General features: G+C 71.8%; 22 protein-coding genes. 17 read left to right on the top strand and 5 right to left on the bottom strand.

Translation table 11 applies throughout. The features are described from left to right. Positions 1-113: 113 nt before the first annotated feature. The 10 genes from fabG (at position 114) to OG595_RS31040 (ending at position 7,505) form a co-directional block, all read left to right on the top strand. Positions 114-857, top strand: a complete 744-nt coding sequence (fabG, locus tag OG595_RS30995; RefSeq protein WP_329277689.1) for a 3-oxoacyl-ACP reductase FabG — start codon at positions 114-116, stop codon at positions 855-857. Between the two features lie 10 nt (positions 858-867). Beyond that, positions 868-2,469: a peptide MFS transporter gene (locus OG595_RS31000; RefSeq protein ID WP_329277691.1), complete on the top strand. Its 1,602-nt coding sequence runs from the start codon at positions 868-870 to the stop codon at positions 2,467-2,469. A 133-nt stretch (positions 2,470-2,602) separates the two neighbouring features. Beyond that, positions 2,603-2,923, top strand: a complete 321-nt coding sequence (locus OG595_RS31005; RefSeq protein ID WP_329277693.1) for a TcmI family type II polyketide cyclase — start codon at positions 2,603-2,605, stop codon at positions 2,921-2,923. Positions 2,924-2,997: 74 nt separating this feature from the next. Then, positions 2,998-3,423 (top strand): cupin domain-containing protein, encoded by a 426-nt coding sequence (locus OG595_RS31010; RefSeq protein ID WP_329277694.1) that lies wholly within the window; start codon positions 2,998-3,000, stop codon positions 3,421-3,423. Next, positions 3,420-4,685 carry a beta-ketoacyl-[acyl-carrier-protein] synthase family protein gene (locus OG595_RS31015; protein ID WP_329277696.1) on the top strand — a complete coding sequence of 422 codons (1,266 nt, stop codon included), beginning with the start codon at positions 3,420-3,422 and terminating at the stop codon, positions 4,683-4,685. The genes OG595_RS31010 and OG595_RS31015 overlap by 4 nt, the downstream gene beginning before the upstream one ends. Further along, complete coding sequence (locus OG595_RS31020) at positions 4,682-5,896, top strand: ketosynthase chain-length factor (RefSeq protein ID WP_329277698.1); 1,215 nt, start codon at positions 4,682-4,684, stop codon at positions 5,894-5,896. The genes OG595_RS31015 and OG595_RS31020 overlap by 4 nt, the downstream gene beginning before the upstream one ends. Before the next feature lie 112 nt (positions 5,897-6,008). Beyond that, a complete protein-coding gene (locus OG595_RS31025; protein ID WP_329277700.1) occupies positions 6,009-6,260 on the top strand; it encodes an acyl carrier protein in 252 nt (83 codons plus the stop codon). Position 6,261: 1 nt separating this feature from the next. Continuing rightward, the gene (locus OG595_RS31030) at positions 6,262-6,726 is read left to right on the top strand and encodes an SRPBCC family protein (RefSeq protein WP_329277702.1); all 465 of its coding nucleotides are present in this window, start codon (positions 6,262-6,264) and stop codon (positions 6,724-6,726) included. Beyond that, the gene (locus tag OG595_RS31035; RefSeq protein WP_329277704.1) at positions 6,723-7,055 is read left to right on the top strand and encodes an antibiotic biosynthesis monooxygenase family protein; all 333 of its coding nucleotides are present in this window, start codon (positions 6,723-6,725) and stop codon (positions 7,053-7,055) included. The genes OG595_RS31030 and OG595_RS31035 overlap by 4 nt, the downstream gene beginning before the upstream one ends. 15 nt (positions 7,056-7,070) lie before the next feature. After that, positions 7,071-7,505, top strand: a complete 435-nt coding sequence (locus OG595_RS31040; protein WP_329277706.1) for an SCP2 sterol-binding domain-containing protein — start codon at positions 7,071-7,073, stop codon at positions 7,503-7,505. Positions 7,506-7,628: 123 nt separating this feature from the next. On the opposite strand, the gene OG595_RS31045 is transcribed toward OG595_RS31040, so the two are convergent. Both OG595_RS31045 and OG595_RS31050 read right to left on the bottom strand, forming a co-directional pair. Beyond that, positions 7,629-8,369, bottom strand: coding sequence for a SchA/CurD-like domain-containing protein (locus OG595_RS31045; RefSeq protein WP_329277708.1), 741 nt, complete (start codon positions 8,367-8,369; stop codon positions 7,629-7,631). A 120-nt stretch (positions 8,370-8,489) separates the two neighbouring features. Then, entirely contained in the window at positions 8,490-8,936 is a 447-nt protein-coding gene (locus OG595_RS31050) for a DUF1772 domain-containing protein (RefSeq protein ID WP_329277710.1), read from the bottom strand. A gap of 203 nt (positions 8,937-9,139) precedes the next feature. On the opposite strand from OG595_RS31050, the gene OG595_RS31055 reads away from it, so the two are divergent. The 5 genes from OG595_RS31055 to OG595_RS31075 all read left to right on the top strand — a co-directional run bounded on the left by OG595_RS31055 (position 9,140) and on the right by OG595_RS31075 (position 12,157). Then, entirely contained in the window at positions 9,140-9,604 is a 465-nt protein-coding gene (locus OG595_RS31055; protein ID WP_329277712.1) for an anthrone oxygenase family protein, read from the top strand. 22 nt (positions 9,605-9,626) lie between these two features. Then, complete coding sequence (locus OG595_RS31060; RefSeq protein WP_329283371.1) at positions 9,627-10,679, top strand: methyltransferase; 1,053 nt, start codon at positions 9,627-9,629, stop codon at positions 10,677-10,679. A 101-nt stretch (positions 10,680-10,780) separates the two neighbouring features. Then, the gene (locus OG595_RS31065) at positions 10,781-11,530 is read left to right on the top strand and encodes an SDR family NAD(P)-dependent oxidoreductase (protein ID WP_329277714.1); all 750 of its coding nucleotides are present in this window, start codon (positions 10,781-10,783) and stop codon (positions 11,528-11,530) included. 1 nt (position 11,531) lies between these two features. Then, the gene (locus OG595_RS31070) at positions 11,532-11,843 is read left to right on the top strand and encodes an antibiotic biosynthesis monooxygenase family protein (RefSeq protein ID WP_329277716.1); all 312 of its coding nucleotides are present in this window, start codon (positions 11,532-11,534) and stop codon (positions 11,841-11,843) included. Further along, positions 11,840-12,157 carry an antibiotic biosynthesis monooxygenase family protein gene (locus OG595_RS31075; RefSeq protein WP_329277719.1) on the top strand — a complete coding sequence of 106 codons (318 nt, stop codon included), beginning with the start codon at positions 11,840-11,842 and terminating at the stop codon, positions 12,155-12,157. Before OG595_RS31070 ends, OG595_RS31075 begins: the two co-directional genes overlap by 4 nt. Positions 12,158-12,367: 210 nt before the next feature. Here OG595_RS31075 and OG595_RS31080 read toward each other — a convergent pair whose 3' ends face one another. From OG595_RS31080 to OG595_RS31090, 3 genes are all read right to left on the bottom strand, one after another. Then, complete coding sequence (locus OG595_RS31080; protein ID WP_329277721.1) at positions 12,368-13,369, bottom strand: beta-ketoacyl-ACP synthase 3; 1,002 nt, start codon at positions 13,367-13,369, stop codon at positions 12,368-12,370. Continuing rightward, positions 13,366-14,430, bottom strand: coding sequence for a hypothetical protein (locus tag OG595_RS31085; protein ID WP_329277723.1), 1,065 nt, complete (start codon positions 14,428-14,430; stop codon positions 13,366-13,368). The genes OG595_RS31080 and OG595_RS31085 overlap by 4 nt, the downstream gene beginning before the upstream one ends. Positions 14,431-14,952: 522 nt before the next feature. Next, positions 14,953-15,420: a MarR family winged helix-turn-helix transcriptional regulator gene (locus tag OG595_RS31090; RefSeq protein WP_329277726.1), complete on the bottom strand. Its 468-nt coding sequence runs from the start codon at positions 15,418-15,420 to the stop codon at positions 14,953-14,955. A 215-nt stretch (positions 15,421-15,635) separates the two neighbouring features. Here OG595_RS31090 and OG595_RS31095 point away from each other — a divergent pair, with 215 nt between their 5' ends. Continuing rightward, positions 15,636-16,067 carry a DUF6069 family protein gene (locus OG595_RS31095; protein ID WP_329277728.1) on the top strand — a complete coding sequence of 144 codons (432 nt, stop codon included), beginning with the start codon at positions 15,636-15,638 and terminating at the stop codon, positions 16,065-16,067. A gap of 108 nt (positions 16,068-16,175) precedes the next feature. Next, positions 16,176-18,077: an asparagine synthase (glutamine-hydrolyzing) gene (asnB, locus tag OG595_RS31100; RefSeq protein WP_329277730.1), complete on the top strand. Its 1,902-nt coding sequence runs from the start codon at positions 16,176-16,178 to the stop codon at positions 18,075-18,077. Positions 18,078-18,132 lie beyond the last annotated feature (55 nt).

Consider the following 18,132-nt stretch of genomic DNA (forward strand, 5'->3'; position numbering starts at 1 on the left):
AGCGTGCCGGGTGCCCTTCGAGTCTGCCTTGAGCCTCCTGCCCGATGCTTTCGACGCTTTCGGCGGCCAGGGCAGCGGCCCGGCCCGCAAGTCACGCACAGGAGGGTCACGTCATGACCGAGAGACGTTGCGCGTTGGTGACCGGAGGATCGCGGGGCATCGGACGCGCGGTCGCGGTACGGCTCGCCGAGGCGGGCTACGACATCGGGTTCTGCTCCCGGTCCGCCGACGAGGCGGCCCTGGAGACCACCCGGCTCGTCGCCGAGGCCGGTGCCGCCGTCCACCACGCCGTCTGCGACGTCACGGACCCGGCGGCGGTCCGCGCGTTCGTCGACGGGACCGAGGAGAAGCTCGGCGTGCCGCCGTACGCGCTGGTCAACTGCGCCGGTGTCCTGAAGGACCGTCCCATGGCACTGATGTCGGAGGGGGACTGGCACTCGGTGGTCGGCACCAGCCTGGACGGTGCCTTCCACATGTGCCGCGCCGTGCTGCGCGGCCTGATCACCCGCAGGGCCGGCGCGGTCGTGAACGTATCGTCCGTGATCGGCGTGTACGGCAACCCCGGCCAGACCAACTACGCGACGGCCAAGGCGGGACTGAACGGCCTCACCCGCGCCCTCGCCAAGGAGGTCGCCCCCTACGGGGTGCGGGTCAACGCCGTGGCGCCCGGTTTCATCGACACCGACATGCTCGACGGCATGGCGGCCAAGGCCCGCGAGGCCGCCCTCGGCAAGGTCGCCATGGGCCGCTTCGGCACCCCCGGGTCCGTCGCCGAACTCGTCGCGTTCCTGCTCTCCGACGCCGCCGACTACATCACCGGCCAAGTGGTGCAGATCGACGGCGGAATCGCCCTGTGAGCGCGCGCGGATGACCACCTCACCGAACACCTCACCCGACACCTCGCGGAACACCTCACCCGACACCTCGGAGCACACCCCGCGGAACGCCAAGGTCCCCGCTCCGCCCCCCGACCCCGGCACCCGCCCCGTCCGCGCGCTGTTCCGCGAGCGCTGGTTCAGCACCCTGTTCATGACCGACATGTGGGAGCGCTTCAGCTTCTATGGCATGCAGGCCCTGCTGTTCCTCTACGCCACCGCGCCGACGGCCGAGGGCGGGCTCGGGCTGGCGGACGGCACCGCCGGCGCGCTCTTCGGGCTCTACATCTCCGCGTCGTTCCTCGCCGCCATGCCCGGCGGCTGGCTCGGCGACCGGGTCCTCGGCACGCACCGGGCCATGCTGTCCGGCGCCCTCGTCATCGCGTCCGGGCACGCCTGTATGGCCGTGCCCACCCACACCACGTTCTATCTGGGCCTGCTGCTGGTCGCCTGCGGTACGGGGCTGCTGAAGCCCAACCTGCCGGTGATGTTCGACCAGATGAACCCGGGAGCGGGCAGCGCCCAGCGGCAGGCGGCGTTCTCCGTCTTCTACATGAGCGTCCAGGTCAGCGCGCTCGTCGGCCCGCTGGTCACGGGCGCCCTGGGCGAACGCGTCAACTGGCACCTCGGCTTCGGCGCCGCCGGTGTCGGCATGGTCTTCGGTGTCCTGCAGTACCTGCACGGCGCCCCCACCCTGCGTGGCACCCGCACCGGCCCCGCCCACCCGCTGCCGCCCGCCGCACTGCGCCGCCTGGTGCGCGTCGCCTGGGCGGCGCTGGCCGGGGCGGTCCTGCTGGTCACCGGGGTCGCGCTGGCCGGCGGGCTGCCGCTGCGGCCGGTGCTCGCGCTGTGCGGGCTGGCCTCGCTGGTGGCGCCCGTCTGGTACTTCCGGCGGCTGCTGCGCGGGGCGAAGCTGGACCCGGCCGAGCGCGAACGCATCCGCGGCTACCGCAGGATCTTCGTACCGTCGGTGCTGTTCTGGGCGATGTACGGCCAACTCGGCTCGGTGTTCAGCCTGTTCGCGCGCGAGCACACCGACCGCGACATCGCCGGGTTCAGGGTCCCGGCCAGCTGGTTCCAGTCCGCGCATCCGCTCTTCCTGCTGCTGCTCGCCCCGCTCTTCGCCTGGCTCTGGCTGCGGCTCGCGGCCGGGACGGACACGGTACGGAAGTTCTCCGCCGGGCTGTTGTGCGCGGCCGGCGGCTTCGCCGTGCTCTCGGCCGGTGCCTGGTTCGCGGACGACGGCGGGGTCCTGGTCTCCGCGCTCTGGCTGCTGGGGGCCTTCCTGTGCATGACGTGCGGCGAGCTGGTCTTCGGGCCGGTCGGGCTGAGCACCACGGCGGAGAGCGCGCCGGAGGGGCACGGCAGCCGCATGATGGGCCTCTTCTACCTGGGGGCCGCGCTGGGCGCCGGGGTCGGCGGCCAGCTCTCGCACCTCGTGGGCGTGGTGCCGCTGTGGGCGTATCTGGCGTCCTTCGCGACCGCGGCCACGGTCACCGCGCTGCTCCTGTTCCGCGGAACCTCTCGCAAAGCGCCCCGGGGGACGTCTCACGGGGCGCGGCCCGAGACGCTTCACAGAACGGCTCAAATCTGACGTCGAGTTGCTCTGGACGAGGCCTCAAGCAATCCCGTCCAGCATCAAAAGCGGCAGGTCCGAACCGCTTACGGACCCGCCGGAAGCCCGGGCGGCCCCACCGTCCGCGGGCGACAACCCGATTGGAGTCCCCATGGCGCATCGCACGCTCATCGTCGCGCGGATGGACCACGACGACGCCGAGAAGGTGGCCGCGCTCTTCGCCGAGTCCGACGCGACCGAGCTGCCCCACATGATCGGCGTCCAACGCCGCACCCTCTTCCGCTTCCAGGGCCTCTACTTCCACCTGGTGGAGGCGGAGCAGCCCATCAACAAGGACCTCTACCGGGCCCGCAGCCACCCGCTCTACGAGGACATCAACACCCGGCTCCAGGAGTTCATGACGCCGTACTCCCCGACCTGGCGTGAGCCCAAGGACTCGATGGCCGAGTCCTTCTACACCTGGACACCCTGAGCCCCGAGACGTCCGCCGCATCCCGGCCCGCCCTCCCCAGGCGGCCCGGGCTCACGTCCCCACCTGGAGCACCTATGCAGACCACCGACCTCATCAAGGTCGCCATCGACGACGTACCGCCCAACCGCAAGCGCGGCGGCGACCTGCGTGTCCTGCTCAGCCCCAAGACCTGCGGAGCGACCTCGGGGTTCATGGGCGTCGGCACCCTGGAGCCGGGCGAGTTCGTCTCCGAGCACTACCACGAGTACTCCGAGGAGTTCTTCTACGCAGTCCGGGGCCGGCTGCTGCTGCGCGTCGACGGCCGGGAGCTGGTGCTGGAGCCCGGCGAGTCCTTCATGGTCCCGATCGGGGTGCGACACCGTATCGAGAACCCGTTCGACGAGCAGGCCTTCGTCTCCTTCTTCCTCAGCCCGCTCGCCCCGCGTCCCGAACTCGGCCACGTCGACTGCGAACCGCTGCCCGGTGAGGGCACGCTGCCCGAAGTGGGAGGCGTCGAATGACCGGGCGTGCGGTGATCACCGGCATCGGCGTCGTCGCCCCCGGGCAGCCGGGCCGTGAGGCGTTCTGGGAGATGATCGTCAAAGGGCAGACGGCGACCCGGCGCATCACCCTCTTCGACCCGACGCCCTTCCGCAGCCGGATCGGCGCCGAGTGCGACTTCGACCCCGAGCTGGCCGGACTGTCGTACCAGGAGATCAGGCGCACCGACCGGGCGGGCCAGTTCGCGCTGGTCGCCACCCGGGAGGCGATGGCCGACAGCGGGCTCGACATGGACGCCGAGGACCCGCACCGGATGGGGGTGAGCGTCGGCAACGGCGTCGGCAACGCCATCTCCATGGAGCAGGAGTACCGCACCGTCAGCGACAACGGCCGCCAGTGGCTCGTCGACCAGGGCTACATGAAGCCCCACCTGTACTCGTACGTGATGTCCAGCTCGCTGGCGACCGAGGTGGCGTGGGCGTCCGGGGCCGAGGGGCCGGCGACCGTCGTCAGCTCGGGGTGCTGCGCCGGGATCGACGCGGTCGGGTACGCCGTCGACCTGATCCGGGAGGGCTCGGCCGACGTGATGATCGCCGGTGCCACGGACGCGCCCATCTACCCGGTCACCGTGTCCTGCTTCGACACCCTGCGCGCCTCCTCCACCAGCAACGACGACCCGGAGCACGCGTGCCGGCCGTTCGACCGGCGCCGCAACGGGCTGGTGCTGGGCGAGGGCTCCGCGGTCTTCGTGATCGAGGAGCTGGAGCACGCCCGCCGCCGGGGCGCCCGGATCTACTGCGAGGTCGTGGGCTACTCGGCCCGCGCGAACGGCTACCACATGACCGGCCTCAGGCCCGACGGCCGCGAGATGGGTGAGGCGATCACCGCCGCGCTCGACGAGGCCCGGATCAACCCCGACGAGATCGACTACGCCAACGCCCACGGCAGCGGCACCAAGCAGAACGACCGGCACGAGACGGCCGCGTACAAGCGCAGCCTCGGCGAGCACGCGTACCGCGTCCCGATCAGCTCCATCAAGTCGATGGTCGGGCACTCGCTCGGGTCCATCGGCTCGATCGAGATCGCGGCCAGCGCCCTGGCCATCGACCGGGGCACCATCCCGCCCACCGCCAACTACGAGGAGCGCGACCCCGAGTGCGACCTGGACTACGTGCCGGGCACCGCGCGGGAGGCGCGGCTCGACGTCGTCCTCAGCGTCGGCAGCGGCTTCGGCGGCTTCCAGAGCGCGGTCGTCCTCACCTCTCCGAGGAGGATCTCGTGAGTGCCCCCGTCATCACCGGGCTGGGCGTGGTCGCGCCCAACGGGCAGGACCGCGAGGCCTGGTGGCAGGCGACCCTCGACGGGACGTCGGGCCTCGGCCGGATCAGCCGCTTCGACCCGGACCGCTACCCGGTGCGGGTCGCGGGCGAGGCCACCGGTTTCGACCCGTCGGAGCACGCGCCGCAGCGCCTGGTCAGCGAGACCGACGTCATGACGCAGTACGCCTTCGCCGCGACCAACGAGGCGTTGGCCGACGCGGCCGTGGTCCCCGACGACTTCGCCGACCTGGACATGGCCGTCATCACCGCCAACTCCTCCGGCGGCGTCGAGTTCGGCCAGCGCGAACTGCAGAAGCTGTACAGCGAGGGACCGCAGGCCGTGGGCGCGTACATGTCCATCGCCTGGTTCTACGCGGCGACCACCGGGCAGCTGTCCATCCGGCACGGCATGCGCGGCCCGTGCGGGGTGCTCTGCTCGGAGCAGGCCGGCGGCCTGGACGTCCTGGCGCAGGCCCGGCGGGTCCTCGCCAAGGGCACCCGGCTGGTGCTGTCCGGCGGCACCGACGCCTCGCTGTCCCCGTACGGGCTGGTCTGCCAGCTCTCCAACGGACGGCTCAGCGAGGAGCACCGGCCCGAGCGGGCGTTCGTGCCCTTCGACGCCGACGCGAGCGGCTACGTCCCGGGGGAGGGCGGCGCGATCTTCGTCGTGGAGAGCCACGACGACGCCCGTGCCCGGGACGTGGAGCGGATCTACGCCGAGGTCTCCGGCTACGCCGCCACCTTCGATCCGCGGCCCGGCTCCACCCGCCCGCCCGGGCTCCGGCGGGCCGCCGAACTCGCCCTGGCCGACGCCTCGCTGGCGCCGTCCGACGTCGACGTGGTGTTCGCCGACGGCTACGGCGTACCCGAGCTGGACCGGCAGGAGGCCGAGGCGCTCGCCGCCGTGTTCGGCCCGGGGGCGGTCCCGGTGACCGTGCCCAAGACCATGACCGGCCGGCTCTACGCCGGCGGAGCGGCGCTCGACGTGGCCGCCGCCGCCCTCGCGCTGCGCGACCAGGTCGTCCCGCCGTCGGTCAACGTCCGCCCCGACCCCGAGCACCGGCTCGACCTGGTTGTCGGCGGGCCCCGCGAGACCCGGCTGCGCACCGCGCTGGTGCTGAGCCGCGGCTACGGCGGCTTCAACGCGGCCGTGGTGCTGCGGGCCGTGCGGTAGCCCCGCACAGCACCGCCGCGGTGCCGGGCCGCTGACGCCCGCACCGCTTCTCACCCTCTCTTTCATCCTCTCTCTTTCATCCCGAGTCACCTGTCCCCATTGGAGGAACCCCATGAGTGCCAGCATGACCTTCGAGGACCTCAAGGCAGTCATGAGCCGGTGCACCGGTGAGGTCGACGACCTCAGGGCGGACAACCTCGACGCCGCCTTCACCGACATCGGCTACGACTCCCTCGCGGTGCTGGAGATAGCCAGCCAGATCCAGCGCGAGTACAGCCTCCAGATACCCGACGAGGCCATCGAGGGCATGAACTCGCCCCAGGACGTGATCGACTACGTCAACGCCAGCCTCTCGGCGGTCTGACATGGCGTTCACCGAGAACACCGTCGTCATCGACGCGCCCATGGAGCTCGTCTGGGCGATGACGAACGATGTCGAGTCCTGGCCCCGGCTGTTCTCCGAGTACGCGTCCGCCGAGATCCTCGGCCGCGACGGCGCCACCGTACGGTTCCGGCTCACCCTGCACCCGGACGAGAACGGCGCCGTCTGGAACTGGGTCTCCGAGCGCACCCCGGACCCGGAGACCCGGACCGTGCGGGCGCGGCGGATCGAGACCGGCCCCTTCGAGCACATGGACATCTTCTGGACCTACACCGAGACCGACGGCGGTGTGGAGATGCGCTGGCGGCAGGAGTTCGCCGTCCGCGCCGGACTGCCGTTCGGCGACAAGGAGATGACCGAGCGGCTCAACACCAACACCCGCCGGGAGATGACCCGTATCAAGGGGCTGGTGGAGACGGCCGCCGCGCAGGCGGCGGTGCGCTCGTGACGGCGGCGCGGGCCGGGCTGCGGGTCCTGCTGCGGATCCGGATCGTTCCGGGGAAGGAGGCCGTGTTCGAGGAGCTGTGGCGCGGCCACGCCGAGACCGTGCGCAGGTTCCCCGACAACCACGGCCAGCAACTGCTGCGGGACACCGCCGAACCCGGCACCTACACCGTACTGACGGACTGGACGGACGAGCCGTCCTTCCGGGCCTTCGAGCGGAGCGCCGACCAGCAGGCGTACCTCAAGGTGCTCTGGCCACTGCGGGAGGGCGGCGAGATGCGGCTGCTCGAACCGCTCCACGAACTGTCACCGGCCGCCCCGGCCGAAGCCTAGGACGAGGAGGAACCGATGAGTACGCAAGCGGAACAGGTGACCGAGCTGATCGAGCTGGTCGAGTCGGTGCCGGCCAAGGAGCTGGAGGCCGTGGTGGCCCAGCGGGAGGGCGGCCTGGACGGCGCGCTGACGCTGATCTTCGAGCTGCTGGTGTCGGAGTTCAACCCGGAGAAGGCCAAGGGCCAGGGGGGCGTCTTCCAGTTCGAGATCGCCTCCGGTGAGGGGCCGAAGCTCCACTACGTCCAGGTCGACGCCGGCACCTGCCTGAGCGACAAGGGCCGGCACGAGAACCCCGACATCACCATCGGGATCAAGTTCCCCGACATGATGGCGATGGGGGTCGGCAAGCTGCCCGGCGCCAAGGCCTTCCTGACGGGCAAGCTGAAGCTGCGCGGCAGCCCGCTGATGGGCACCAAGCTCGGCGAGTGGTTCGACCACCCCGAGGTCTGAGACGACCGCGCCGTGCCGCAGAGACACGGAAACCGCCGCCGGGACCAGCGCCCGGCGGCGGTTTCCGTGCTGTCCACCGTCGTACGGCCGAAGACGGCCGGGGACTGCGGCGGACGGGGCCCGTCAGTCGACGCCCAGCACGGACATGTGCGCGATCGACAGCATGGCCTGCTCGTGCACGAGGGCCAGATACGCGTCCGGGTGGGCGGGCCGGACGGCGTCGAGCAGGTACGGCTCCAGCCACCTCTCGGCCGCCGTGCCGAAGCAGCGTTCCGTCAGATAGCCGACGACGTCGTACGGGTGGCCGTCGTACTGGACGACGCGGACCAGGGTGTCCTCGTGCAGGAACAGCGCCGTGCGCACGATCGACGGATGCTCCGGCGACAGCAGCAGCGTCGCCCGGAGATTGGCGGTGGCCCGGGTGGCGGCCAGCTCCGCGCCCGCGCCCCGGCGCAGCGGATAGCGCAGGGCGACCGTGCCGGCCGCGGGCCGCTCGTCGGGGCTGTGCTGTTCCAGCACGGTCATGAAGCTGCGGTGGAAGTGCCGCCGGAATCCCTCGGGGGTCTCGGTGTCGCGGGACTCGGCCAGGTACGGCAGGATCGCCCGCTCGGCCTCGTGCACCCCGTTCTGCACCGACATGTGCCGGGCGATCCGGTCGGCCGAGACACCGTCGTGGTGAATCACCCGCACCAGGTTGTCCCCCTGGACGAACAGACCGGTGCCGAGCAGCATCCCGACCGTCTCGCCGGAGGCGTCCTTGATGACGGGCGAGTCGACACGGCTGAAGTTGTGCGGTGCGAAGACCTCCGTGAGCTCGTCCTCGTGGCCGGGACGGACGCGGTAGGTGATGGCGTTCAGTGGCATGGGTTTCTCCTCCTCGGCGACGCGTGTGGCGCGTGGCCGGCCTTCGTGGAGTGGCGGGTTGCCGGTGCCTCCGGGTCCCCCGGGGGCTCGGTGCGGTGCTCGGCGGTGCTCGGCGGTGCTTCAGGGAGTGGCGAGTTCCGCCACGGTGACGGTGACCAGGGCCAGCGCGGCCAGTGCCGTACGCAGTCGGTGCCAGGCGCGCCACAGCGGCCGGGGGTCCTGCCAGGGGCCGTCCGCGGCGAGCCCGGCCAGCGAGCGGTTGATCGGCACGTTGCCGAGGTGTGAGACGGCCTGCACCCCGATGAGCAGCACCGACGCGGCCGGGAAGAGTATCTGGCCCGGTCCGTCGGCGAGCACGCCCAGGCAGAACCCGCTGAGGGTCACGACGTTGACGAGGATCGGCATCAGCGGGTGGTAGCCCTTGCCCAGCAGGGCGTGGGCCCGCAGGTAGTCGGCGCGGTCCATGACCGACATGGCGGGGCCCACACTGACCAGAACCGCCACGAATATGCCCGTGACGGTTCCCGTTCCGATCAGCACGACCCCGGTCAGTATTTCCTTGAGCATCACGACTCCCGATCCGTGGTGGATGTACTGGCGACCTTGCCCCCACCTGCTCGATTCGCTGTGGAGGGGTGCTCGACAGCGGGCTCCGCGGGTCCGCGCCCGGCCTGTCGAGCCGTCTTCGAGTCCCCTTCGACCTGGCCCTCCCAGAGTCGGGGCAGCGGTCCGCCGCACAGAGCGGCGGCCAGGTCGGGAGGGTGACTGTGGTGGATCCGGTCCAGGTACTGATGCCCGCGGCGCTGCTCGCCGGCGGTCTCGCGGGCGGCGGTCTCGCGATCTCCGTGCTGGCGGCCCCGCTGTTCACCACGCTGCCCACCGGGATGTACGTCCCCGTGCACAAGGGGCTCGTCACCCGCTTCGACCCGTTCATGCCGCTGTCGCTGCTCAGCTGCCTGCTGTGCGACATCGCCCTGGTCGCCACGGGCCCCACCGCCGCCGTCCGGCTGCTCGTGGCCCTCGGGGCGCTGCTGCTGGCGGCGGCCATGACGGTGTCGCTCACCAAGAACGTGCCGATCAACAGGTGGCTGTCGACGCTCGATCCGCTGGAGCTGCCCGCCGACTTCGACCGCCTCGACCCGCGTGAGCGCTGGATCCGCTGGAACCGCGTCCGGGGCGCGCTCGCCGTCGCCGCGCTGCTGGCGAACGTCGGCGCCGCCGCCGTGCTCATCTGACCTAGGAGAAGGTGTGGACACCATGACCGGAGTGGTCGGCCCGGCGATGACCGCCGCGCTGCCGCCGCACGTACGGCTGCTGCTGCTGACCGACGGCAAACGGATATCCCGGGTGCTGCACGTCGTCGCCGAGCTGGGCATCGCCGACGAGCTGGCCGGCGGCCCGCTCACGGTGGCCGAGCTCGCCGAACGGACCGGCACCCACGAGGACTCGCTGGGGCGGGTGCTGCGTGTCTCCGCGGCCTTCGGTGTCTTCGCCGAACAGCCCGACGGCACCTACGCGCTCACCGACATGGGCGAGGTACTGCGCAGCGACGTGCCCGGCAGCCAGCGGGACATGGTGCTGTACAACGGCGACGAGATGCTGTGGCGGTCCTACGGCTCCCTGATGCACACCGTGCGCACCGGCGAGCCCGCCTTCGAGGCCGCCTACGGGCACGGCTTCTTCGAGCACCTGGAGCAGGACCCGCAGGCGGGGGCGCTGTTCGACCGCGCGATGACCGGGATGAGCCGGGCCACCGCCCGGATGCTGCTCGACAGCTTCGACTTCGGCCGCTTCGGCCGGATCGCCGACGTCGGGGGCGGGCGCGGCTTCTTCCTCTCCGAGGTGCTCCGGCGCCACCCCGAGGTGCGTGGCACGCTCGTCGACCGTCCGGCGGTGGCGGGGGAGGCGCACAAGCTCCTCGACGAGGCGGGTGTCGCGGACCGGGTCGAGGTGGTGCCCGGCGACTTCTTCGGGGAGCTGCCCGCCGGCCGGGACGCGTACGTGCTCAAGGCGGTGCTGCACGACTGGGACGACGAGCGGGCCGCCGCGATCCTCGGCCGGATCCGCGAGGCCCTCGCCGGTTCCCCCGATGGGCGGCTGCTCATCTGCGAGTTCCTGGTCGGACCGGCCAACGAGTGGGACCGCGGCAAGCTCCTCGACCTGGACATGCTCATCAGGTTCGGCGGACGGGAGCGCAGCGAGCCCCAGTGGCGGGCGCTGCTCGCGAGCGCGGGCTTCGAGCTGGTGAACGAGCCGGTCGCCGGCCGCTGGGCGGTCCTGGAGTGCCGCCCCCTCCCGGCCGCCCACTGACGCAGACGAACGGGCGAACGGGCGAACAGACGAAAGAGCGAGCAGGCGAGCAAGCAATGGGCACACGGCGCGACCGCGGTCGCGAGGAAACGGAGGATGGCATGCAGCTTCGACTGGTGGGAAAGAACGCGCTGGTCACCGGCGGTAGCCGAGGCATAGGGCGGGCCGTGGTGCTGGCGCTCGCGAACGCCGGCGCCTCGGTGGTGACCTGCTACCGGCAGGAGGGCGAGGCCGTGGACAGCCTCGCCCGCGAGCTGAAGGAGATCGGCGGCGAGCACGCGCTGGTGCGCGCCGACGTCGGCACGGCCGAGGGCGTCGAGACCCTGCTCACGGAGGTCCGGGCCCGGTTCGAGACGCTGGACGTGCTGGTCAACAACGCGGGTGTGATCAGCCAGGTCCCGTTCGCCCAGCTGCCGTTCGAGGAGTGGGAGCGGGTGATCAGCACCAACCTCACCGGCCCGTTCATGGTGATCAGCAAGGCCCTGCCGCTGCTGCGCGAGGGCTCGTCGGTCATCAACATCGGCTCGCGCGGCGCCATGGCGGGCATCCCCCTGCGGGGCCACTACACCGCGTCCAAGGCGGGCCTGGTCGGCCTGACCCGCACGCTGTGCAAGGAACTCGGCGGCAAGGGCATCCGGTTCAACGTCGTGGCCCCCGGCGTCATCGACACCTCGGCACCCGACGAGCTGAACGACGAGCAGCGCGCCGCCTACAACGAGCGCTACCTCCGGATGATGGCGCTCGGCCGGTTCGGGCGCCCCGAGGAGATCGCCGGCGCCGTGCTGTTCCTGGCCAGCGAGCTGTCCACCTATGTCAACGGGGAGACCCTGCACGTCGACGGGGGTGTCTGAGATGGCCGTACAGCCCGGTACCTTCCGGGTGCTGCTGACCGTCGAGGTCAAGGCGGGCCTGGAGGCGGACTTCGAGAAGGTGTGGGCCGAGGGCAGCAAGGAGGTCACGGCCCAGCGCGCGAACCTGGGCCACACCCTGGCGCGCAGCGCGAAGGAGGCCTCCGTCTACTACGTGGTGAGCGACTGGACCGACCGGGACTCCTTCCTCGCCTTCGAGAGCAGCGTCGAGCACGTACGGCACCGCGAGAAGCTGCACCCGTACCGCACGGGCGGGTCGCTGGCGATGATGCACCTGGTGAAGGTCGCCGCGTGAGCGGGGTGCCCGGCCGGGTGCGGATCATGCTGCACCTGCGGGCCACGCCGGAGCAGGTGCCGGAGGTCGAGGAGGCGTACCACCGGATCAGCAAGGACCTGGCGGGCACGCCCGGTCTGCTCGCCAACGAGCTGCTGCGCGACATGGCCGACTCCGGCGCGTACGCCGTGCTCAGCGAGTGGGAGAGCATGGCCGCCTTCCGGGAGTGGGAGGCGGGCGCCGGACACCGCGGCACCACCTCGCCGCTGCGCCCCTACCAGGACACCGAACGGCCCAGCCCGTTCGCCCTGTTCGCGGTGGAGGCGGGGTACTGACACCGCGCTGACCACCGCAGGCCGTGCCGTGAGGAGCACCGCTCCTCACGGCACAGCCGTGTGCCCGGACGGCGGGCCCGCGGGTGGACCGGGGGCCGGTGCGGTGGGCGGAAGCCCGCACGTGGACGCGGACGGCACGACAGCGGGGACCCGGTCGGTACGTCGGCCGGGTCCCCGCTGTCGTGCCGTCGTGCCGCGCGGGCGCGGCCGTCAGGGCAGGCGTACCACCTGGCCCGCGTAGACCAGTCCGGCGCCGAAGCCGGCCAGGAGGGCGAGACCGCCGCTGGGGGCGCGGCCGGCGGACAGCAGTTCCTCCATGGCGAGCGGGATGGAGGCGGCGGAGGTGTTGCCGCTGGTGACGATGTCCCGGGCCACGGCGGTCCGTTCGGTCAGGCCCAGCTGTTCGACGACGAAGTCGGTGATGAGCATGTTGGCCTGGTGGGGGATGAACGCGTCGAGCTGGTCCACGGTGACGCCCGCGAGGTCGAGCATCTTCCGGGTGGCGGGGACGAGTTCGTTGGTCGCCCAGCGGAAGACCTTCCAGCCCGCCATGGTGATCGCGGGACGGGCGTCCGGGCGTGTCCCCGTGCCGTCGTGCCAGGGTGAGGTCATCTTCAGTGCCGCGTTGCGCGATCCGTCGGCGTGCCAGACCACCGGTCCGATGCCGGGTTCGTCGGAGGGGCCCACGACCACGGCGCCGGCGCCGTCGGCGAAGAGGAAGGCGGTGTCGCGGTCGGAGTGGTCGAGGATGTCCGTCATCCGCTCGGTGCCGATGACGAGGACGTAGTCCGTACGGCCCATGCGGACCAGGTCGCCGGCGAGCGCGACCGCGTGGCAGAAGCCCGCGCAGGCCGCCGAGACGTCGAAGGCGGCGGCCTTCCCGGCACGCAGCCGGTGCGCGACCTCGACGGCCACGGCGGGCATCTGCTCCATGGAGGTGATGGTGGCGACGATGACCGTACCGAGCTGGTCCGCGCCGATGCCCGCGGCTGCGAGCGCCTTCTCGGCGGCGGCGGTCGCCATCATCGGGAGGGTCTCCTCCGGAGAGGCGTAACGGCGCGAGCGGATGCCCGAGCGCTTCTCTATCCAGTCGGGGTCGAGTCCGGTCCGTTCGGCGATCTCGGTGTTCGGTACGGACCGTTCGGGCCGGTAGGTGCCGACGCCCAGGAGGCGGCTGTGGCGCAGGGCCTGGGTGTCCTGAATCGTGGTCATGACTGTCGGTCGTCCTTTCGAGACGCACGGGCGGACTTCGCGGGGGAGTGCCGGCGTCCCCGGTCGGTCAGGCCCCAGGGCTTGTACGTGGAGACGGCCGTCATGAAGACCAGGCAGAGCACGGCGAGGAGGGCCGAGCCGGCCATGGTCCAGCCGACGGTGTCGAGTTCGCCGCCGCGTACCGTGGCGCCCGCGTCGACGAGTTCGTTGGCGCGCAGGATCTGCTGGTGGATGACGGAGAAGCCGAGCATCATGACGGCCATCGTCAGGAAGAACTTCACGGCGACCCATCTGCGGTGCAGCAGGCGCCACTTGGTGCCCGCGCCCACGACGATGCCGGTGATGAGGGCGAACATGCTGGTCATGCCGAGGAAGATCTCGTCGAGCATCGACATCGTGCGGTACATCGCGGCCTGCTGCTCGGCGTTGTGGGTGGTGGCGCCCGCGACCGACATGGCGAACATGCCGGTGACCAGACCGAGCCAGCCCACGGAGATGCCGACATGGGCGGTGAGGACCGCCTTGCGCAGACGCTGGGAGATCGTCCGGCTGTCCTCGCGCACGCTCGCCATCCACCGGTTGACGGAGGGGACGTAGAGCAGGACGAGGCCGATGACGGACGGGATCAGGCTGGCCACGGCGAGGCTCGCCTGGAGCGGGCCCACCAGCGGGCGACCGCCGAGCCGGGCGAGGCCGAGGCCGGTGAACAGCAGGCCCAGGGAGGTGAACACGGTGAGCAGCACCCGGCCCCACTGACGGCCGGCCCGGAGCATCTCGGCGAAGAAGCCGAACAGCGCGCAGAAGGCGATGGTCAGGGTCAGGTCACCCGTGGTCGCCGCGCCGGCGACACCGGTCTCGACCTGGTGGGCGATCTCGAAGACGTTGCTCGCGATCGCGGCGAGCGTCGCCACGATCACCATGGCGTAGGCCCAGCCGACCGCGGTCGGCCGGCGGGGAACGGGCGCCGCGTCTGCGGCTGCCGGGGGAGCCGGGCGGGCCACCCGGGTGGGGCCGGCCGCCTGCGGGCCCCGGCTCCGCTCTGTCCGATCAGTCGTACTCACCGTCGCGCCTCCTTCGATCCAAGGCGCGTCCGCCCCACGGCAGCGGGGCTCTGAGCGCCGTCGGTAGCGGGTTCGTGGCGCGCTCAGCGTTGCCGGGCGGCCTCGAAACCCACTCGAAGCCCGGTGGACGGCGCGTCGCCCATGGCCGCCGCTGTCCGGGGCGGCTCGCCGGCCGGGGCGGCGCACGACCAAGGCGTGCGGGGGCGGGCCGGTTGCGGGGCGGTCGCTCGTACGGGCGGACGGTGCCCTGGTGGGGCGGTTTCCGGCCGGTGTGTTCCCGGCCCGGGGTGGTGCGGGGCGAAGGTGCGCGGGGCGAAGGTGCGCGGGGCGAAGGTGCGCGGGGCGAAGGTGCGCGGGGCGAAGGTGCGCGGGGCGAAGGTGCGCGGGGCGAAGGTGCGCGGGGCCGTGGTGATCGGCTTCTCGGCCGTCCGGTGTGGGGGGTGGCTGTCGCCCGGGTGGGCGGGACCGGCCGGTCGTGCGGTCGTGCGGTGCGCCCCCGCCGAGGGGGGTCTCGCGTGCGGGTCAGTCGCGGCCCGCGTCCTCCAGGGAGTCGACGAACTTGGTGAGGAGGCGGGCGAAGTGCTTCTGCTCGTCGGGGTCCCAGTCCTTGAAGGCGCGGGAGTAGAAGTCCTGGCGGGTGCGGTGGGCGGCGGACACGGCCTCGCGTCCCGACCTGGTGAGCGCCAGGCAGCTGCGGCGGCCGTCCTCCTGGGAGGCGACGCGGCGCACGAAGCCGGACCTGACCGCGTCGGCGACGATGCGGCTGGCTCGCGAGGGGTCGATGGCGAGCCGGTCCGCGACGAACCCGACGGTGACGTCCCGTTCGCTCTCGCTCGCGCCCTCGTCGACCGCGTCGATGACGGAGAGGGTGTTCAGGTCCAGTGGTTCCGCCATTCCCTCCATGGCGGGCCGGGCCAGACTGCGCCGGGACTGCCGCCGCCGGATCCGGATCATCGCCAGTTCCACGGAGTTGAGCACGCCGTCCTCCATGGTCACCTCCTCCTCGCGCCCAGGGCGCTCTCGTGGCCGGGATTCCTCGGCAGGCCGTCAGCACTCAAGTCTCCGAGATTACTCGCCCTGGCATATGACTGGACCGAGCATTCCTGGATGTGGGACACTTATATGCGAAGGTCATGTATATGCTGTAAGCAATGACCTGGCCCGTGGGGTGAGCGCCACGCCCTCCGAAACCCGAGGAGTCACAGATGTCCGCCAAATCCACCGCCACCCGCACCGACAGCACACTCCGTGTCCGAGCCCTCGCCGTCCTGGCCACCGTGGCCGCCGGCGCGCTGATCTGGCTCGTGGCCGGCTCCCTTCTCGACATCGACCTGCGCGTGCCGGACGGCCCCGGTTCCACCACCACGACCGAGCTCGTCCTCCCGGCCGTACTGATCGGCACCGCCGTCGTCTCCCTCCTCGGCTGGGCGCTCCTCGCCCTGCTGGAGAAGGTGGCGGCCGGCCGTGCGCGTGCCGTCTGGACCGGCGTGGCGGTCCTGGTGCTCGTCGTCTCCCTCTTCGCACCGCTGTTCGGTGCCGGTCTGAGCGGCGGCAACCGGGCCACGCTCGTCCTGCTGCACCTCACGGTCGGCGCGATCCTCGTCCCGGCCTTCCGCCGGGGCTCCGCACCCGCCTGACCGGGTGATCCGCACGGCCGGGCCGGTCCAGCGCCTCTCCACGTGGATTCGAGCGCCCGGGCAGATCTTGGAGCCCAGGCACCGACCTGCCATGGAAGGAGATCCCCAATGTGCGGCATCGCAGGCTGGGCCGGCCGCGAAGGCGGACCGGCCGGGCAGGAGGCCGGACTCGCGGCCGGCATGGCGCGGACAATGACCTGCCGGGGCCCGGACGACTCGGGCGCCTGGGCGGACAGCCGGGCCACGCTGATCCACACCAGACTGGCGGTCATCGACGTGAGCGGTGGCCGCCAGCCCATGACCGCCGGGCCCGACGGACGTACGGACGCCGGCGCGGGCGCGGCGGGCCAGGAGCCGTCCGCGGTCCTCTCCTACAACGGCGAGGTCTACAACTTCCGGGAACTGCGCACCGAGCTGACCGGGCTCGGCCACCGCTTCGTCACCCGCAGCGACACCGAGGTGGTGCTCCACGCCTACCTGGAGTGGGGCGAGCGGTGTGTCGAGCACCTGGAGGGCATGTTCGCGTTCGCGGTCTGGGACCCGCGCCGCCGCACCCTGCTGCTCGCCCGCGACCGGTTCGGCATCAAGCCGCTCTACTACGCGCAGACCGCCGGCGGCCTGGTGTTCGGCTCCGAGCCCAAGACCCTGCTCGCGCATCCCGCCGTGCGTCCCGTCGTCGACATCGACGGACTGCGGGTGCTGTTCTCGATGGCCCGCGCCCCCGGCGAGAGCGTCTACCGCGACATCCGCGACCTGCCGCCGGGCCACACCCTGACCCTGGGCCCGGACGGCGGCGTACGGCTGCGCCGCTACTGGCAGCTGGAGGCCCGCCCGCACGAGGACGGCCTCGACGACACCGTGCGCACCGTGCGTGAACTGCTGGAGAGCAGCGTCTCCCGCGAACTGGTCGCGGACGTGCCGCTGAGCGTGCTGCTCTCCGGCGGGCTCGACTCCAGTGCCGTCGCCGCCCTCGCGGCCCGCGCCCTGGCCCGCGAGGGCGGCGGCAAGGTCCGCACCGCGACCGTCACCTACAGCGGCTACAGCGACAACTTCCAGCCCGACCTGGTGCGCAGCGCCCCCGACGCACCGTACGCACGGGCCGTCGCCGAGCACGTCGGCTCCGACCACCTGGAGATCGAGCTCAGCACCGCCGACCTGATCGACCCGGTGGCGCGCCGCGCCGTGCTCCGCGCCCAGGACGTGCCGGCTCCCTTCGGGGACATGGACACCTCCACCTACCAGGCGTTCGCGGGGGTGCGGCCGTACTGCAAGGTCGCGCTCACCGGCGAGAGCGCCGACGAGATCTTCGGCGGCTACAGCTGGGTGCACATCCCCGACCTGGCGTACGAGGAGCAGTTCCCCTGGGTCGCCTTCGAGCAGTGGCATCCGGGCACCCGGGAAGGGCTGGGGCAGGGGCTGCTGTCCGCCGGGTTCAAGAGCCGCCTCGACATGGGCACGTACTACGCGGAGCGGTACGCCGAGGCCATGGCCGGCATCCCCCGGCTGACCGGGGAGGACGCCGAGGAGCGGCGGGCCCGCGAGGTCTGCCATCTGCACCTGACCCACTGGCTGCCCCGGCTCCTGGAGCGCAACGACCGGCTGAGCATGATCTCCGGGCTGGAGGTGCGGGTGCCGTTCTGCGACCCCCGGCTGGTGCAGTACGCGTACAACATCCCGTGGGCGATGAAGACGTTCGACGGCCGGGAGAAGAGTCTGCTGCGGGCGGCCGTGAGCGACCTGCTGCCCGAGCAGGTCCTCGAACGGCCCAAGGCGCCGTTCCCGGTCAGCCAGGACACGACGTACACCAAGGCGCTGCACGAGGAGTTCGCGGAGGTGCTGGCCGATCCGTCGTCCCCGGTCCTTCGGTTGCTGGACCTCGACAGGGCCCGCCACGTCGTCTCCGCGGAGGGCGAGGCGGAGGCCCGTGACTGGCTCCATCGCATGAACGTCGAGATGGTCCTCCAGGTGAACACCTGGCTGGTGGGGCTCGGGGACTGCCTGGAGCTGTGACCCGGGCCCTCCCTTCCGTCCGCGCACGACTCAGGGGCGCCCCGAAGAGCGCCCC

It is taken from the genome of Streptomyces sp. NBC_01451, assembly GCF_036227485.1.
Taxonomy (GTDB): domain Bacteria; phylum Actinomycetota; class Actinomycetes; order Streptomycetales; family Streptomycetaceae; genus Streptomyces.